The organism is Escherichia sp. E10V10, from assembly GCF_004211985.1.
Taxonomy (GTDB): domain Bacteria; phylum Pseudomonadota; class Gammaproteobacteria; order Enterobacterales; family Enterobacteriaceae; genus Escherichia.
This window is the reverse complement of the sequence record NZ_RHJO01000001.1, coordinates 46,695-65,363: the sequence shown is the minus strand read 5'-3', so window position 1 is coordinate 65,363 and position 18,669 is coordinate 46,695. Positions and strand designations below refer to the sequence as shown.

General features: G+C 52.8%; 8 protein-coding genes. 3 read left to right on the top strand and 5 right to left on the bottom strand.

What is annotated here, in order from left to right; translation table 11 throughout:
• Positions 1-3 precede the first annotated feature (3 nt).
• Positions 4-2,283, bottom strand: a complete 2,280-nt coding sequence (gene maeB / locus D9736_RS00210) for an NADP-dependent oxaloacetate-decarboxylating malate dehydrogenase (RefSeq protein WP_130207423.1) — start codon at positions 2,281-2,283, stop codon at positions 4-6.
• A 287-nt stretch (positions 2,284-2,570) separates the two neighbouring features.
• Here maeB and tal point away from each other — a divergent pair, with 287 nt between their 5' ends.
• Positions 2,571-3,521 carry a transaldolase gene (gene tal / locus D9736_RS00205; RefSeq protein WP_130216806.1) on the top strand — a complete coding sequence of 317 codons (951 nt, stop codon included), beginning with the start codon at positions 2,571-2,573 and terminating at the stop codon, positions 3,519-3,521.
• 20 nt (positions 3,522-3,541) lie between these two features.
• Positions 3,542-5,545 carry a transketolase gene (tkt, locus tag D9736_RS00200; RefSeq protein WP_130222005.1) on the top strand — a complete coding sequence of 668 codons (2,004 nt, stop codon included), beginning with the start codon at positions 3,542-3,544 and terminating at the stop codon, positions 5,543-5,545.
• Between the two features lie 62 nt (positions 5,546-5,607).
• Here the strand turns inward: tkt and D9736_RS00195 are convergent, their stop codons facing one another.
• From D9736_RS00195 to aegA, 3 genes are all read right to left on the bottom strand, one after another.
• Positions 5,608-6,651, bottom strand: a complete 1,044-nt coding sequence (locus D9736_RS00195; RefSeq protein WP_130257411.1) for a DUF1176 domain-containing protein — start codon at positions 6,649-6,651, stop codon at positions 5,608-5,610.
• A gap of 125 nt (positions 6,652-6,776) precedes the next feature.
• A complete protein-coding gene (gene nudK, locus D9736_RS00190; protein ID WP_130216800.1) occupies positions 6,777-7,352 on the bottom strand; it encodes a GDP-mannose pyrophosphatase NudK in 576 nt (191 codons plus the stop codon).
• Positions 7,353-7,419: 67 nt separating this feature from the next.
• Positions 7,420-9,399, bottom strand: a complete 1,980-nt coding sequence (gene aegA / locus D9736_RS00185; RefSeq protein WP_130257410.1) for a formate-dependent uric acid utilization protein AegA — start codon at positions 9,397-9,399, stop codon at positions 7,420-7,422.
• 205 nt (positions 9,400-9,604) lie between these two features.
• Here aegA and narQ point away from each other — a divergent pair, with 205 nt between their 5' ends.
• Entirely contained in the window at positions 9,605-11,305 is a 1,701-nt protein-coding gene (gene narQ / locus D9736_RS00180; protein WP_130216796.1) for a nitrate/nitrite two-component system sensor histidine kinase NarQ, read from the top strand.
• 108 nt (positions 11,306-11,413) lie between these two features.
• Here the strand turns inward: narQ and D9736_RS00175 are convergent, their stop codons facing one another.
• Positions 11,414-18,667 carry an autotransporter outer membrane beta-barrel domain-containing protein gene (locus tag D9736_RS00175; protein WP_130257409.1) on the bottom strand — a complete coding sequence of 2,418 codons (7,254 nt, stop codon included), beginning with the start codon at positions 18,665-18,667 and terminating at the stop codon, positions 11,414-11,416.
• Positions 18,668-18,669: the final 2 nt, after the last annotated feature.

Below are 18,669 nucleotides of genomic sequence, written 5' to 3'. Positions count from 1 at the left end.
GAATTACAGCGGTTGGGTTTGCGCTTCAACCACAGCGAGCGCCACCATGTTGACGATACGACGTACTGACGCGATCGGCGTTAACACGTGAACCGGTTTCGCTACGCCCATCAGTACCGGGCCGACGGTGACACCTTCCGAGCTGGAAACGCGCAGTAAGTTGTAACTAATGCGAGCAGCTTCCATGTTCGGCATCACCAGAATATTGGCGGAACCTTTCAGGGTACTGTCCGGCATACGGTCGTTGCGAATCGCTTCTACCAGCGCCGCATCACCGTGCATTTCGCCATCAATCATCAGCTCAGGCGCACGTTCCCTGACCAGCTCCAGCGCTTTACGCATTTTGCTCGACGACGGGCAGTTAGAAGAACCGAAGTTAGAGTGCGACAGTAAGGCAACGCGCGGCTCAATACCGAAACGACGGACAGTTTCTGCCGCCATCAGCGTGATCTCCGCCAGCTCTTCTGCGTCTGGGTCATCATTAACATAGGTATCAGCAATAAAGGTGTTACCACTCGGCAGCAACAGCGCGTTCATTGCGCCTGCGGTGTGAACGCCATCGCGATAACCAAAGACATTTTTCACTACGCTAAAGTGTTCGTGATAATCGCCCACCGTTCCGCAGATCATCGCATCGGCTTCACCACGCTGAACCATGATCGCACCGATCACCGTCGGGTTGCTGATCAGCGCACGTTGTGCCTGTTCCTGAGTAACACCACGGCGCTTCATGATCTGGAAGTATTCGCTCCAGTACTCTTTAAAGCGTGGATCGGATTCGTTATTGACGATCTCAAAATCAACGCCCGCTTTGATCTGCAAGCCCAGTTTCTGAATACGCATTTCGATCACGTTCGGACGGCCAATCAGGATCGGTTTTGCCAGTCCCAGGGTTACCAGTTCCTGCGTCGCATGCAGAACGCGCGCCTCTTCCCCTTCCGGCAGAACAACGCGCTTCGGCGCTTTGCGAGCCTGGGAGAATATCGGCTTCATAAACAGGTTGGTTTTGTAAACGAACTCGGTCAGCTTGTCGATGTAGACGTCAAAATCGGCAATCGGACGCGTCGCCACGCCGGACTCCATTGCCGCTTTGGCGACCGCAGGGGCGATCTTAACGATCAAGCGCGGATCAAACGGTTTTGGAATGATGTATTCGGGGCCAAAGCTCAGATCCTGATCACCATACGCAGAAGCCACCACTTCGCTCTGTTCGGCATGGGCCAGTTCCGCAATAGCGCGGACTGCCGCCAGTTTCATCTCTTCATTGATAGCCGTTGCGCCAACATCCAGCGCGCCTCGGAAGATGAACGGGAAGCAAAGCACGTTGTTAACCTGGTTCGGATAGTCGGAACGACCGGTACAGATGATGGCATCCGGACGCACTTCTTTCGCCAGCGGCGGCAGAATTTCTGGTTCCGGGTTCGCCAACGCCAGGATCATCGGCGCGCGGGCCATTTTCTTCACCATTTCCTGAGTCAGTACTTTCGGGCCGGAACAACCAAGGAAAATATCCGCGCCTTCAATCACATCGTCGAGGGTACGTTTGCCGTCATCCACCACCGCGTAAGCCGCTTTGGTTTCCGCCATGTTCGGCTCACGACCCTGATAAATAACGCCTTTTGAGTCGCATACCACGATGTTATGTTTTTGCAGACCCAGCGCCACCAGCAGGTTCATACAGGCAATTGCCGCTGCGCCCGCACCAGAAACTACCATCCGTACGTCGGAGATATTTTTCTCTACTACGCGTAAGCCGTTGAGAATGGCGGCGGTGCTGATGATTGCCGTCCCGTGTTGGTCGTCATGGAATACCGGAATGTTCATCCGCTGGCGCAGTTTCTGTTCAATATAGAAACATTCTGGCGCTTTAATATCTTCGAGGTTGATACCGCCGAAGGTCGGTTCAAGTGCGGCGACCACTTCGATAAATTTGTCCGGGTCCAGTTCATCAACTTCGATGTCAAACACATCTATCCCGGCGAATTTCTTAAACAGAACGCCCTTACCTTCCATCACCGGTTTACCTGCCAGCGCGCCAATATTACCCAACCCCAGCACGGCAGTACCGTTAGAGATAACTGCCACCAGGTTACCGCGCGCGGTATATTTGTAGGCGTTTAACGGATCTTTTTCGATTTCAAGACAAGGCGCGGCGACACCCGGTGAATAGGCCAGCGCCAGATCGCGCTGTGTTGCCAGAGGTTTGGTCGGAGAAACCTGGATTTTTCCTGGTACAGGAAATTCATGGAAATCAAGTGCACTTTGTTTTAACTGCTCATCCATTTGGTTGTTCCTTTCACGTAACGTTCACAAAAATAGGTGTGGGCAACTGCCTCAGCCCACAACGTGGCGCACATTATTACCTTGCCGGAGCGTCGAGACTCTGAGCAAGCCCAAACTCTCCCCCATCAAATAATGTTTTGGTAATAATCCCATAACACTGATGTTACCTGCTTCATCCAGCAATACCATGCCTGTCTGCTATGCTTTTTTGATGCGTTTAGCGAAATTTCTCAGAAGTGTGAATTAACGCACTCATCTAACACTTTACTTTTCAAGGAGTATTTCCTATGAACGAGTTAGACGGCATCAAACAGTTCACCACTGTCGTGGCAGACAGCGGTGATATTGAGTCCATTCGCCATTATCATCCCCAGGATGCCACCACCAATCCTTCGCTGTTACTCAAGGCTGCCGGTTTATCACAATATGAACATTTAATAGACGATGCTATTGCCTGGGGTAAAAAAAATGGCAAGACCCAGGAACAACAAGTCGTCGCGGCCTGCGACAAACTGGCAGTCAATTTCGGTACAGAAATTCTCAAAATCGTACCCGGTCGCGTGTCGACAGAAGTTGACGCACGCCTCTCTTTTGACAAAGAAAAGAGTATCGAAAAAGCGCGCCACCTGGTGGACTTGTATCAACAACAAGGCGTTGATAAATCACGAATTCTGATAAAACTGGCCTCAACCTGGGAAGGAATTCGCGCAGCAGAAGAACTGGAAAAAGAAGGCATTAATTGCAACCTGACGCTGCTGTTTTCCTTTGCTCAGGCACGGGCCTGTGCAGAAGCTGGCGTTTTTCTGATTTCACCGTTTGTAGGTCGTATTTATGACTGGTATCAGGCGCGCAAACCGATGGATCCGTATGTGGTAGAGGAAGATCCGGGTGTCAAATCTGTGCGCAACATCTACGACTACTATAAGCAGCATCACTACGAAACCATTGTGATGGGAGCCAGCTTCCGTCGTACCGAACAAATCCTCGCGTTAACCGGATGTGACCGTCTGACCATCGCGCCGAATTTGCTGAAGGAGTTGCAGGAAAAGGTTTCGCCAGTGGTTCGCAAACTGATCCCGGCATCGCAATCCTTCCCTCGCCCCTCCCCGATGAGCGAAGCGGAATTTCGTTGGGAGCATAATCAGGATCCGATGGCGGTAGAAAAACTGTCTGAAGGCATCCGCCTGTTCGCCGTTGATCAACGCAAACTGGAAGATCTTCTTGCCGCCAAATTCTAAAACCAGCCACGGAGTGTTTTATGTCCCGAAAAGACCTTGCCAATGCGATTCGCGCGCTCAGTATGGATGCGGTGCAAAAAGCCAATTCTGGTCATCCCGGCGCGCCGATGGGCATGGCCGATATTGCCGAAGTGCTGTGGAACGACTTTCTTAAACATAACCCCACCGATCCGACCTGGTATGACCGCGACCGCTTTATTCTTTCCAACGGTCACGCCTCGATGTTGCTCTATAGTTTGCTACATCTGACTGGTTATGACCTGCCGCTGGAAGAGCTGAAGAACTTCCGTCAGTTGCATTCGAAAACCCCAGGTCACCCGGAGATTGGCTATACGCCAGGTGTTGAAACCACCACTGGTCCACTTGGACAAGGTTTGGCGAACGCGGTTGGACTGGCGATAGCGGAGCGCACGCTGGCAGCGCAGTTTAACCAGCCGGATCATGAGATTGTCGATCACTTCACCTACGTGTTTATGGGCGACGGCTGTCTGATGGAAGGCATCTCTCATGAAGTCTGTTCGCTGGCAGGAACGCTGGGACTCGGCAAGCTGATCGGCTTTTACGATCACAACGGTATTTCGATTGATGGTGAAACCGAAGGCTGGTTTACTGACGATACGGCAAAACGGTTTGAAGCCTACCACTGGCATGTTGTCCACGAGATCGACGGCCACGATCCGCAGGCGGTTAAGGAAGCGATCCTTGAAGCACAAAGCGTGAAAGATAAACCATCGCTGATTATCTGCCGTACGGTGATTGGCTTTGGTTCGCCTAATAAAGCGGGTAAGGAAGAGGCGCACGGTGCTCCGCTGGGCGAAGAAGAAGTAGCGCTGGCACGGCAAAAACTGGGCTGGCATCATCCACCCTTTGAGATCCCCAAAGAGATTTATCACGCCTGGGATGCCCGCGAAAAAGGTGAAAAAGCCCAGCAGAGCTGGAATGAGAAGTTTGCCGCTTATAAAAAAGCCCATCCACAACTGGCTGAAGAGTTTACCCGTCGGATGAGCGGTGGTTTACCGAAGGACTGGGAGAAAACGACTCAGAAATATATCAATGAGTTGCAGGCGAATCCGGCGAAAATCGCTACCCGTAAAGCGTCGCAAAATACGCTTAACGCCTACGGCCCTATGCTGCCGGAGCTGCTCGGTGGTTCGGCGGATCTGGCCCCAAGTAACCTCACCATCTGGAAAGGGTCTGTGTCGCTGAAGGAAGATCCCGCAGGGAATTATATTCACTACGGGGTACGCGAATTTGGTATGACTGCTATTGCCAACGGCATTGCACACCACGGTGGCTTTGTACCGTATACCGCAACGTTTCTGATGTTTGTTGAATACGCCCGTAATGCCGCGCGGATGGCTGCACTGATGAAAGCGCGGCAGATTATGGTTTACACCCACGACTCGATTGGCCTGGGCGAAGATGGTCCGACGCACCAGGCGGTGGAGCAGCTGGCCAGTCTGCGCTTAACGCCGAATTTCAGCACCTGGCGACCGTGCGATCAGGTGGAAGCGGCGGTGGGCTGGAAGCTGGCGGTCGAGCGTCACAACGGGCCGACAGCGCTGATCCTCTCAAGGCAGAATCTGGCGCAGGTGGAACGTACGCCGGATCAGGTAAAAGAGATTGCTCGTGGTGGTTATGTGTTGAAAGACAGCGGCGGCAAGCCGGATATCATTTTGATTGCCACAGGATCAGAGATGGAAATTACCCTGCAAGCGGCAGAGAAACTGGCGGGTGAAGGGCGTAATGTTCGCGTGGTTTCCCTGCCCTCGACCGATATTTTCGACGCCCAGGATGAGGAATATCGCGAGTCGGTGTTGCCTTCTAACGTTGCGGCCCGCGTGGCGGTAGAAGCGGGTATAGCCGATTACTGGTACAAATATGTTGGTTTGAAAGGGGCGATTGTCGGGATGACGGGTTACGGGGAGTCTGCTCCGGCGGATAAGCTGTTCCCGTTCTTTGGCTTTACCGCCGAGAATATTGTGGCAAAAGCCCATAAGGTGCTGGGAGTGAAAGGTGCCTGATGCTGATTGCCGGATGCGACGCTGACGCGTCTTATCCGGCCTACATGTCCACGCCATGATGTTTAACGGGTGATCCACAACGTGGGCCAGCCGTCTGGCCCATGCCAGTTATCGCAGGTCGGTTCTGCGGCGTAACGCACCAGGCGAAAACGCTGGCCGTCAAAACGCCAGCGCGCCTGAATGCCACAATCGCTTAATCCGCGACCTTTCGCTAAGGTCACCAGTTCACGCGTTTTTTCATCGAATGTTGCGTTCATCAGTTCCAGTTCATTCGTCTCCTGACCGTTGTTGAACGGCAAACGTAACCGCACCGGGCGCGAGGCAAGCGGCTTTTTACGCGACACAATCCATGCCAAATCAATGGTGTTATAAGCACCTGCCTCACAGCTAATCATCATCAGCGCTTTATCATCAGTCAGTGCCGTAACGCTCACCTCACGCCGCAATGGATCAAGCGAGCAGCGCAGACCATTCATTCGCCAGTTTCCATAATCCAGCAAATCGTTACGTTCTTCGAGTGAGAGTGGCGTCGGCGTTGGGTTAACCACCGCGACCTCTTTTAACGCAGGCGCGGGCGGTACGCTGAGCGGCGGCTCGTCCCCTTTCTTTATCCACGCGGTTTCACTGCCAACGCGCTTTTGCTGGGCATCAATAAACAACAACGCCGCTTTTAAGCCATTCAAAGAAATGGTCTGATCGCCATCGCGTAAGGTGATTGCCTTCCCTTCCTGAATCATCTGCAAAAACGCGGTGATGGTTGCCGTATCATCGGTTACTAATAACCATGGTGAAACCCGCCATTTGTCACCACTTAACGCCAACGGCTCACCATCTAACAGCAGCCGTGGCGCTATTTCCCCTTCCGACACATCCGGTGATTTCAACCCGCCGCGCTCAATACGTAAAACGGCGTCGGTATGCGCCCCGGCGCTGCGGCTCAGGGTCATCACCAGTCCATTATGATCGCCAGTATTGCGCGCCACGCAGAAGTTTTGGTTATTACAGGTGACCTGCCAGTCGGAAAACGCCCGTTGCGCTGGTGCCGCCCACGCCAAAGACGTCGGCAACAAAGCGAAAAAAAAGAGAAGGAAAATGCGATAGCGCATGGACGGTACGACCCCAGAAGTTCAAACAAACAGCACAAGTCGTATCTTCGTTGCGCAGGTAGCGCGGCTCAATCGGATTTATCGGATTGAGCCAATAATAAACTACGAAATATTATTGTTATTTTTCAGTCCATTAAATGTGACGTTTGCAAATAGTTAAGCAATAACACCGTCTTACCGTCTCGTATCTCACCGGTTTTGATCATCTCCAGCGCCTGGCTGAACGGCAGCTCAAGCACTTCAATATCTTCATCTTCGACACCGCCACCGGCGTTAGCGCGCTGATTGTCACTGTATTCGGCGATAAAAAAGTGGATTAGCTCAGTCACACCGCCTGGCGACATATACAGTTCAAATAATTTGCGCACTTCGCCCACTTCATAACCCGTCTCTTCAATCGCTTCTTTGCGAATGCACACTTCCGGTTCGTCGTTATCCAGCAACCCGGCGCAGGTTTCAATCAGCTGCCCGCTTTCATTGCCATTAACCCAGGTAGCGACGCGGAACTGACGAATCAGAACTACAGTCTTTTTCTTCGCGTTGTACAGGAGGATCGTCGCACCATTGCCGCGATCGTACACTTCACGTTTATGGCGGATAACTTCGCCATCTTTGCGGGTAAGATCGTAGGTAATGTTGTGCAGGGTGAAATAGTTATCGGAGAGAATTTTGTCTTTAACGAGGGTGATTTGTTGCGTCATACCGACTCCACAGCGCGAAATGAACAATTATCTTACGCTGTGAAGTCGGGTTTGTCTGCGCAGGCTATCAGTGAGATTTGACTGATTTTACGCCTAGCCAGTCAATGATCCCCTGTGCCGCATGACGTCCTTCTGCCATTGCAGTAACCACCAGATCCGCGCCACGCACGGCGTCGCCACCGGCGAAGATTTTCGGATTGGTGGTCTGGTAACGGTACTGGCTTTCCACATCCGCGATGATGCGGCCCCATTTGTCTACCGTTACACCGTGCGACTCCAGCCACGGCATCCCGTGCGGGTTGAAGCCAAACGCCATGATCACCGCGTCGGCTGGCATCACAAATTCACTGCCCTCAATCGGTACAGGTCGCCGACGCCCTTGTGCATCCGCTTCGCCAAGACGCGTGCGCAGGAAACGAATCCCGCAGACATGACCTTGTTCATTCAGCTCAATCGCCACTGGCTGAACATTAAACTCAAAGTTCGCCCCCTCTTCGCGGGCGTTCTTCACCTCTTTTTTCGAACCTGGCATGTTGGCTTCATCACGACGGTAGGCACAGGTGACGTTGCTCGCGCCGTGGCGCAGCGCAGTACGCACACAATCCATCGCGGTATCCCCACCGCCCAGTACTACCACATTCATCCCTGCGGTATTAATAAATGGCTCTTCCGGTAGCTCTTCAAGTCCCATCACCTGTTTAGTGTTGGCGATGAGGAACGGCAGCGCGTCATAAACGCCCGGCGCATCTTCATTAGGTAAACCCGCTTTCATGGAACGGTAAGTGCCTACGCCAACGAAGACTGCATCGTATTGTTCCAAAAGCGAATCCAAAGAGACATCTTTACCCACTTCACAATTGAGTTCGAAGTGAATCCCCATCGCGCTGAAGATTTCCCGACGGCGTGCCAGCAGGGATTTATCCAGTTTGAAAGAAGGAATGCCGAAAGTGAGCAAGCCACCGATTTCGGGATGGCGATCGTACACCGTCACCGCCACGCCATTGCGGGTCAGAACATCCGCACAGGCCAGTCCTGCCGGACCCGCACCGATAATCGCCACCCGCTTGTCCACTTTGGTGACATGACTTAAGTCAGGACGCCAGCCTTTCGCCAGCGCCTGATCCGAAATGTAGCGTTCAATATTGCCGATAGTTACTGCACCATGCTCATCGCGAATAGTACAGGCACCTTCACACAAACGGTCTTGCGGACAAACGCGTCCGGTAATTTCCGGCAGGGTGTTGGTCTGGTGAGAAAGCTCGACGGCGGCGTCGATGTTTCCGGCTTTCACCAGTTCAATCCACTGCGGAATATGGTTATGCAGCGGGCAGGTCCATTCACAAACGCTGTGCTCGCCGCACTTAAGGCAGCGCGAGGCTTCCCGTTGTGCCTGGTCGGCACGAAACGGCAGATAAATTTCATCAAAACCGGTTTTGCGCGCTTCAATCGCCAGTTTATCCGGCTCGCCACGCGCGGGCGTTGCCTGCATTTGCTCGACTTTACTCATTACTGGCATTTCTTGTGCCGCGGTACTGGCATGCCACGGTTGATGTTCCTGGCGCGCGGTGCGCAGGCGGCGGGATTTCGCCATGCCGGAGAGTGCAGCGTCAGTGACCAGTTGCAGCGCGTCCGCCGGGCAATTCTCGACACAGGCAGGCCCGTTTTCTCGCCCTGCACACAGGTCGCATTTATGCGCGGTGGCTTTAACTTTGCCCGCCGCGACGGGCGTCAGGACGATTTGCATCGTACCAAATGGACAGGCCACTACGCAGGATTTACAGCCAATACACTTTTGCTGATTGACCTGAATGCTGTCATCAACGTGGCTGATCGCGCCATTAGGGCAGCTACGGGCGCAGGGCGCATCTTCACAATGGTGACAGGTCACCGCGCTACGTTGCTGCTGATGTTTAATAACCGTAATTCGGGGGTGAAAATGGTGCTGACTCAACACGTGTTGCTCATCATTGTGAGCCATCACACAGGCCACTTCACAAGCATGGCACCCCAGGCATTGCTGACTGTTGGCCATAATAAAACGATTCATAACGACCTTCTTTTTTGGTTGTAAAAACCTTATTCTTTATATGAGTGTTGTTATTACCCGACTTACAGGGGAATCGGCAATGTTCATGTGCCCAGAAAAAGTAACTATTTCGCTATAAACTGTGGCAGATCAAATAATCCCATTGCTTATCAAATTGAGTTTCAGCGTTCTGGAACATTAATTATTTTATGTGGAGAAGACGCGTGTGATTGTTAAACGACCCGTCTCGGCCAGTCTGGCCCGGGCCTTTTTTTACATTGTGCTGCTGTCGATTCTTTCCACGGGTATCGCTCTGCTAACTCTGGCGAGCAGTTTGCGCGACGCTGAGGCTATAAATATTGCCGGATCGCTGCGTATGCAGAGTTATCGTCTGGGTTACGATCTGCAAAGCGGAAGTCCACAGCTTAACGCACACCGCCAACTGTTCCAGCAGGCACTGCATTCACCGGTATTAACCAATCTCAACGTCTGGTATGTGCCAGAGGCAGTAAAAGCCCGTTATGCGCATCTGAATGCCAACTGGCTGGAGATGAATAATCGGCTCATCAAGGGTGATTTGCCGTGGTATCAGGCCAATATTAATAATTATGTCAATCAGATAGACCTGTTCGTGCTGGCTTTGCAACACTACGCTGAACGCAAAATGCTGCTGGTGGTGGCGATTTCGCTGGCTGGCGGCATCGGTATTTTCACGCTGGTCTTTTTTACTTTGCGCCGCATACGCCATCAGGTGGTAGCCCCGCTGAATCAACTGGTTACCGCCAGTCAGCGTATTGAACACGGGCAGTTCGACTCGCCGCCGCTGGATACCAGCCTACCCAATGAACTGGGCCTGCTTGCAAAAACCTTTAACCAGATGTCGAGCGAGCTGCATAAGTTGTACCGCTCGCTGGAAGCGTCAGTAGAAGAAAAAACTCGCGATCTCCACGAGGCCAAGCGTCGCCTGGAGGTGTTGTATCAGTGTTCGCAGGCACTGAACACCAGCCAGATTGATGTGCATTGTTTCCGCCATATTTTGCAGATTGTTCGCGACAATGAAGCGGCTGAATATCTGGAGCTGAACGTTGGGGATAACTGGCGGATTAGCGAAGGGAAGCCAAACCCTGAGCTGCCAATGCAGATTTTACCGGTCACTATGCAAGAGACGGTTTACGGCGAGTTGCACTGGCAAAATAGCCACGTGTCATCATCAGAACCACTACTTAACAGCGTTTCGTCGATGCTGGGACGCGGTTTGTACTTTAATCAGGCGCAGAAGCATTTTCAGCAGTTACTGTTGATGGAAGAACGTGCGACCATCGCCCGCGAACTACACGACTCGCTGGCCCAGGTGCTTTCTTATTTACGTATCCAGTTGACGTTACTGAAGCGTTCGATACCCGAAGATAACGCCACTGCACAAAGTATCATGGCCGATTTCTCCCAGGCGCTGAATGATGCTTATCGGCAGTTACGCGAGCTGTTAACCACTTTCCGACTGACGCTACAGCAGGCGGATCTCCCCTCTGCACTGCGTGAAATGCTGGATACATTACAAAACCAAACCAGCGCCAAACTGACCCTCGACTGCCGTCTGCCAACCCTGGCGCTGGATGCGCAGATGCAGGTGCATTTGTTGCAAATTATTCGCGAAGCGGTGCTGAACGCCATGAAGCACGCCAACGCCAGCGAAATTGCCGTTAGCTGCGTCACCGCGCCGGATGGCAATCACACAGTTTATATTCGAGACAACGGTATTGGCATCGGTGAACCAGAGGAACCCGAAGGCCATTATGGTCTGAATATCATGCGCGAGCGCGCGGAAAGATTGGGTGGGACGCTGACTTTTTCGCAACCTTCCGGCGGCGGCACGTTAGTGAGTATTAGCTTTCGCTCTGCGGAAGGTGAGGAAAGTCAGCTTATTTGACATCCATGCTCGAAATAAGCCGACTTTAAATAAGGCTCTACGACTCACATAAGCCTGATACATTTACTTACCCGGCGGCGAAACAACTCCGGGTAAGCCCTCTGTATTTTACCAACTGTAACGCAGGTTCAGACCGCCATTAAGATCGTTGTAGTTATGGCTTCCCGTCTCACCAACGACCTGGCCAGTAATACTCCACTGGCTGTCCAGGTTCGCCTGAATCCCTACTTTCGCCTGCGCTCGATTAGACGGGATATCCTGTTTCACCTCCGCGCCATCGAACGAAACTGAAACATCGCCGCTAGTGTACAACCAGTTCACTTCGGCAAACGGCTGGATAATGGATGTTGCGTTCCTGTGCAATTTGCCATCCACACGCAACCCCAGACGGGTGTTCCAGTTATCACTATCCTGATCGTCAATACGAGTGCCGTTGTTGTCGATGACGCTGTCGGCATCGTAACGTTGCCAGACGATCTGTGCCTGTGGCGTAACACTGATAATATTTTGATTTTCCAGCGCAATATCATAACGGTAGCCACCTTCCAGCGATACCGCTTGTGCTGTGGAGTCATATCCTTCTGTACCCACATCGCCATTCTGTACGCTGTTGTTGTAGAAACCATACTGATACCAGCTATCGACATAAGCTCCTTGATGGTTTTGCGCATCAGCAAACCAGGTCGCATATACTCCGAGATTGTAACCATCGACATTCCCTGTTGCACTGAACTGGCTGCCATCTGCACCACGGTTACCTTCGCTGTCCGTATCAGCATTGATGTAACTGGCCATCAGCCCTACTTTCAGACTCTGCTCACCGTTACCCCACGCCAGAATGTCCCCGCCCAACTGGAATTGTGAATAGTTGTTGTCAATATCAACATGACCATCTGCCGCCTGTGACTGCGCATTCCCCGCTTTGAAACGCATCCAGACACTACCGTCCTCGTTGCGGTACTGGCTACCTTCGCGATCATACAACGTCTGCATTTGCAGGTTACGCACCATCCACTGGTTACCCACGTAAACACCAATATCAGGACGATACTGCGGCGTTACCGGGGTATCATCATCATCGGGGACTGGCGGAACATCACCGCCATCATCTGGTTGCGGAGGAACGGTGGATTGCGAACGTAAATACCAGTCGCCACCGTCTTCATAGAGACGATATTCGTACAATCCAATCTGTACCTGATTTCCCTGCTCAAATGTTCCATCTGACTGACCGCCAACGTCGATCACTTCGATACCATTTTTCGTCTGTGCTCCTTTACCATTGACGTTAGCAATATAGACCGTCGTGTTACCAGAAGTATCACCGGAGATGACCAGTTTATCGGTTGGTGAACTGTCATCGCCCAGTTGCGTATTGAGGTACAGATTACCGTTGTCGCCAGTGTAGTTACCGTTGATGGTCAGCGTATTGTCCGTTTCGCCTTCATGGCTCATGGCGATATTGCCACCGTTGTAGACATCGCCGTTCACGACGCCGCTGCCGCCGAAGGTGGCGCCAGAGTCAACATTTACAGCCCCCTGACCAGACGCATCCGGTGCGCCAATTACTCCGGTATCCGTCAGCCACAATGTTCCTTCGCTAACGCGAGTTTCACCGCTGTAGGTATTGGCATTGGCGATAGTAATGGTGTTGGCATCCTGTTTCACCACTTTACCTGCGCTCGCGTCTACGAGATTGTTGCCGTCATACATGGCGTAATCGCTAATCACGTTACCGCTGTTCAGAGTCCAGTCTTCAGTGCCGCCCAGATACAGGGTGCCGCCATCAACAACATTGCCCGTGCCCAACGCCGGGGCGTTCATCACGGTGAGGCTGCTGTCCTTACCGATGGTCCAGGTGCCGCTAAAATCATCGTTGTCGCCGCTGACGGTAAGCGCACTCTTCGCCCAAATGCTACCGTTGCCGCTGAGATTATTACTCAGTTCACCAGCTGGTGCATCCATGTACAACGTCCCGTCAACCACAATGTTTCCGGTGCCGAGAGCCGCATTCCAGCTATACACGTCGGCATACTGCTCGATATCAATTGTCGCACTCAGCCCGCTGAGATCGCTTTCCTCGTCAATATCCAGCGAACCATAGATATCCAGCAAACCACTACCGGTAACTGTCCCTGATATTGCCGAAGTTTGATGAATGTCGCGTCCGAGAACCAGTTCACCGCCATCAAGGTTCAGGGTGCTGCCAACATCGCTGCGCAGATAATCGGAACTCTGACTCATACCATTCAGGTCAAAGGTCGCACCTGACGCCAGCACCAGACCGCCGTCTGTCCCCAGCGCATTATCCGCTCCGGCAATCAGCGTCCCGCCGTTAACATAGGTATCGCCACTATAAGTGTTGGAGGCGTTGAGGATCAGGGTACCTTCACCTGCTTTGGTCAGTGTTTTACCATCCCAACCAGTGGAGCTGTTGGCATCCACATCCGTCAGCGCGGTATTCAGCGTGAAGCTGCCATCCGGGTTGCTCAGGGTAAACGTGCCGTGCGCATCGGTAGCGGCGTTATCCACATCCGCATACCAGGAGAGTGAAGTCGTCAGTTCGTACTGTGTGTCATCCGCAGGGTTAATGCGGCTGTCAACCGTCAGGAAGTCGGTTTCTTTGGCATCGATTCCGGCGACGGTCAGCTCTTCAAAATCACCGCTGATGGCGCTGTCGGCATCAATCAGGGTGAAGGTGTAAGGATCGTGAGTCAGTGGATCTTTAATATTGCCAATGCCGGTGATATTCAGCGTGCCGTCCAGCGAGGCATTGTCAGCGATGACCAGCGGGCTGGTCGCATCCGGCGCCAGGCTGATGTTCAGCGTACTGTCATCCTGTTGAACAAAGGCGTCAACTGCCAGCGTCGAGCCCGCCACCAGCGAGGTGGTACCAGCACTGTATGTCGTAAAGTTCGCCAGCGCGTACTGCCCGACTGCGTTCAGATTCAGCGTGGCATGATTATCCACGTCGCCCACGCCCAGAGCCGCGACATTGTCAGCATTCAGCGTGCCGTCTTCAACCACTGTACCGCCGCTGTAGGTATTGGCATTGGCGATAGTAATGGTGTTGGCATCCTGTTTCACCACTTTACCCGCCTGCATCTCTATGAGTTGCTCACCGTCATAGCTGTAGTAATCGCTAATCACGTTACCGCTGTTCAGAGTCCAGTCTTCAGTGCCGCCCAGATACAGGGTGCCGCCATCAACAACATTGCCTGTGCCCAACGCAGGGGCGTTCATCACGGTGAGGCTGCTGTCCTTACCGATGGTCCAGGTGCCGCTAAAATCATCGTTGTCGCCGCTGACGGTAAGCGCACTCTTCGCCCAAATGCTACCGCTGCCGCTGAGATTATTACTCAGTTCACCAGCTGGTGCATCCATGTACAACGTCCCGTCAACCACAATTTTTCCGGTGCCGAGAGCCGCATTCCAGCTATACACGTCGGCATACTGCTCGATATCAATTGTCGCACTCAGCCCGCTGAGATCGCTTTCCTCGTCAATATCCAGCGAACCATAGATATCCAGCAAACCACTACCGGTAACTGTCCCTGATATTTCCGAAGTTTGATGAATGTCGCGTCCGAGAACCAGTTCACCGCCATCAAGGTTCAGGGTGCTGCCAACATCGCTGCGCAGATAATCGGAACTCTGACTCATACCATTCAGGTCAAATGTCGCGCCTGACGCCAGCACCAGACCGCCATCTGTCCCCAGCGCGTTATCCGTTCCGGCAATCAGCGTCCCGCCGTTAACATAGGTATCGCCACTATAAGTGTTGGAGGCGTTGAGGATCAGGGTACCGTCGCCTGCTTTGGTCAGTGTTTTACCATCCCAACCAGTGGAGCTGTTGGCATCCACATCCGTCAGCGCGGTATTCAGCGTGAAGCTACCATCCGGGTTGCTCAGGGTAAACGTGCCGTGCGCATCGGTAGCGGCGTTATCCACATCCGCATACCAGGAGAGTGAGGTCGTCAGTTCGTACTGTGTGTCATCCGCAGGGTTAATGCGGCTGTCAACCGTCAGGAAGTCGGTTTCTTTGGCCTCGATTCCGGCGACGGTCAGCTCTTCAAAATCACCGCTGATAGCGCTGTCGGCATCAATCAGAGTGAAGGTGTAGGGATCGTGAGTCAGTGGATCTTTAATATTGCCAATGCCGGTGATATTCAGCGTGCCGTCCAGCGAGGCACTGTCAGCGATGACCAGCGGGCTGGTCGCATCCGGCGCCAGGCTGATGTTCAGCGTACTGTCATCCTGTTGAACAAAGGCGTCAACTGCCAGCGTCGAGCCCGCCACCAGCGAGGTGGTACCAGCGCTGTATGTTGTAAAGTTCGCCAGCACGTACTGCCCGACTGCGTTCAGATTCAGCGTGGCATGATTATCCACATCGCCAGTGCCCAGAGCCGCGACATGATCAGCATTCAGCGTTCCCTTCTCAATCAGCGTACCGCCACTGTAGCTGTTAGCATTTGTAATAGTGATGGTGTTGGCATCCTGTTTCACCACTTTACCTGCGCTCGCGTCTACAAGGTTGTCGCCATCATACATGGCGTAGTCGCTAATCACGTTACCGCTGTTCAGCGCCCAGTTATCCGTACCGCCCAGATACAGGGCGCCGCCATCAACAACATTGCCTGTACCCAACGCCGGGGCGTTCATCACGGTGAGGCTGCTGTCCTTACGGATGGTCCAGGTGCCGCTAAAATCATCGTTGTCGCCGCTGACAGTGAGCGCACTCTCTGCCCAAATGCTGCCGCTGCCGCTGAGATTATTACTCAGTTCACCAGCTGGTGCGTTCATTTGTAACGTCCCGTCAACCACTATGTTCCCAGTGCCGAGAGCCGCATTCCAGCTATACACGTCGGCATACTGCTCGATATCAATTGTCGCACTCAGCCCGCTGAGATCGCTTTCCTCGTCAATATCCAGCGAGCCATAGATATCCAGCAAACCACTACCGGTAACTGTCCCTGATATTTCCGAAGTTTGATGAATGTTGCGTCCGAGAACCAGTTCACCACCATCAAGTTTCAGGGTGCTGCCAGCATCGCTGCGCAGATAATTGGAACTCTGACTCATACCATTCAGTTCAAAGGTCGCACCTGACGCCAGCACCAGACCGCCGTCTGTCCCCAGCGCGTTATCCGTTCCGGCAATCAGCGTCCCGCCGTTAACATAGGTATCGCCACTATAAGTGTTGGAGGCGTTGAGGATCAGGGTACCTTCACCTGCTTTGGTCAGTGTTTTACCGTCCCAGCCGGTGGTACTGTTGGGGACAACATCAGCCAGCGCAGTGTTCAGCTCAAAACGGTCCCCTGGACCACTGAGAGTAAAGGTGCCGTGGGCATCGGTGGAAAGATGACTGATATCCGCGTACCAGGTCAGCGTACTGGTCAGTACATACTGAGAATCATCAGTGGCGCTGATCTTTCCGCCGATCGTCATAAAATCGACCATCCCCGCATCCATCCCACCAATAGTAATATTGTCAAAATTACCGGTGATACTGTTGTCGGCATCAATCAGGGTGAAGGTATAGGGATCGTGTGACAGAGGAGCGGAGATATTGCCAATACCGGTGATATTCAGCGAACCGTCAATATTTACCGTGTCGGCGGTGATAACAGGGCTGGTGACTCCATTCCCCAGCGTGATATTCAGCGTGCTGCCATCCTGCTGGTTGAGAGAGGTTGCATCAAGCATGGTTCCGGCAGCCAGCGAGGTGACGCCACCGTTGTGTGTGGTGACATCTCCCGCCACATACGTACCGAAGGCGTTGAGGTTAAGCGTGGCGGAGTTATCAATATCACCCGAACCCAACGCTTTCAGGTCATTGGCATTGAGTGTACCGCCACTAATGACTGTGCCACCGCTGTACGTCCCTCCACGGGTCATCGTCAGCGAACCATCTCCGGTTTTCACCAGCGAACCGCTGCCCTGCAATGACCAATTCTGTGTTCCCTGCTCGCCATCCATCGTCAGGATCCCCTGATTGACCACTGCGCTATTTTGGCCCTTCAGCGTACCACCTTCGTTGATGAGTGTGTTCCCTGCCAGGACACCGCCACTGCTGACGCTAAGTGTACCCTTACGGTTTACCGTAGTGTTAGTGGCAGTCCCGCTATTATTAACGCTAAGAGAAGCACTATTTTCCAGTAACACATTACTGGCTGTGTGGCTGGCAGCGTCAATACTAAAAGCACCATTGACGTTAGTTCCCTTCACAGTGGCATCAGTACTGGTAATAAGTCCGGCCCCCACGGCCTGATTGACCTCTGTTGCGGTGCCTCCATCCAGAACAAGTAACATCCCTTTATTGGTCACCTTCGTGGCGGATCCACCTGAACCAACACGCAACTGACCACCGCTGTTATTCAGGGATTCAATTGCAATGCCACCGGCCAAAACCTGTTGATCACTGCCGTTGTTGATTGTGGTATTAATGGCGGTGCCGCCAGAGGAAACAAATTGTCTGGCATTATTTAGCGTGGTGTCTGTCGCGATACTATTTTCATAAATAAACTGAGAGCTATCCACACCATTTAACGTAGTGCCCGTTGCAGTCCCGCCATCAAAGAGATACTGATCACCACCATTTACCGTAGTATCTGCCACAGTTCCGGAAGCATACACATTCTGTTGACCGCCTTTGCTGATTGTCGTGCTTGTGGCGCTCCCCCCCGCGGCGAGATGTTGAGTTCCGCCGCTGTTTACCGTGGTATCCGTAGCAAATCCGCCTGAGGAAACGAACTGCTCACCTTTGTTGTTTATTGTCGTCCCTGTGGCGGTACCGCCGGAGTAGATTTCCTGATTACCGCCATTTATCGTGGTATCTGAGGCGATACCATTCTGTGAAATCCGCTGAAAACCATATTCGTTTATGATGGTATTCGTTGCGCTACCACCCCCCGAAACGTACTGATAACCGAAGTCTTCTATCGTGGTACTCGTCGCGATACCACCTGAGAGGATAGTCTGGTGACCGCGGTCTGCCGTGGAACTGATGGCGATACCGCCTGAAGAAACATACTGCCAGCCCCCCGAATTTATCAAAGTCCCCGATGTCGTGCCACCAGAGTAAACTTTCTGAATTCCTTTAGTGTTCACCACCGTGGTGATTGCCACACCGCCGTTGTTGATATTTTGGGTGCCTTGTTCCACAACCTCACTGGTAACTGTTGCATCCGTCACTTCCGCCGTAAAGGCCGCCTGAGCGTTGATCGGGCTTAATGCCAACAGCACCATTGCCGCCACTGACCGTACCTGGGTTTTCATCTGGCTATCGCCACGTGAAAATTCAGAGGCGACAACATACATATTTCGTGCCGCACTCCAGACAATGTTATAGGTTTTATTCATGA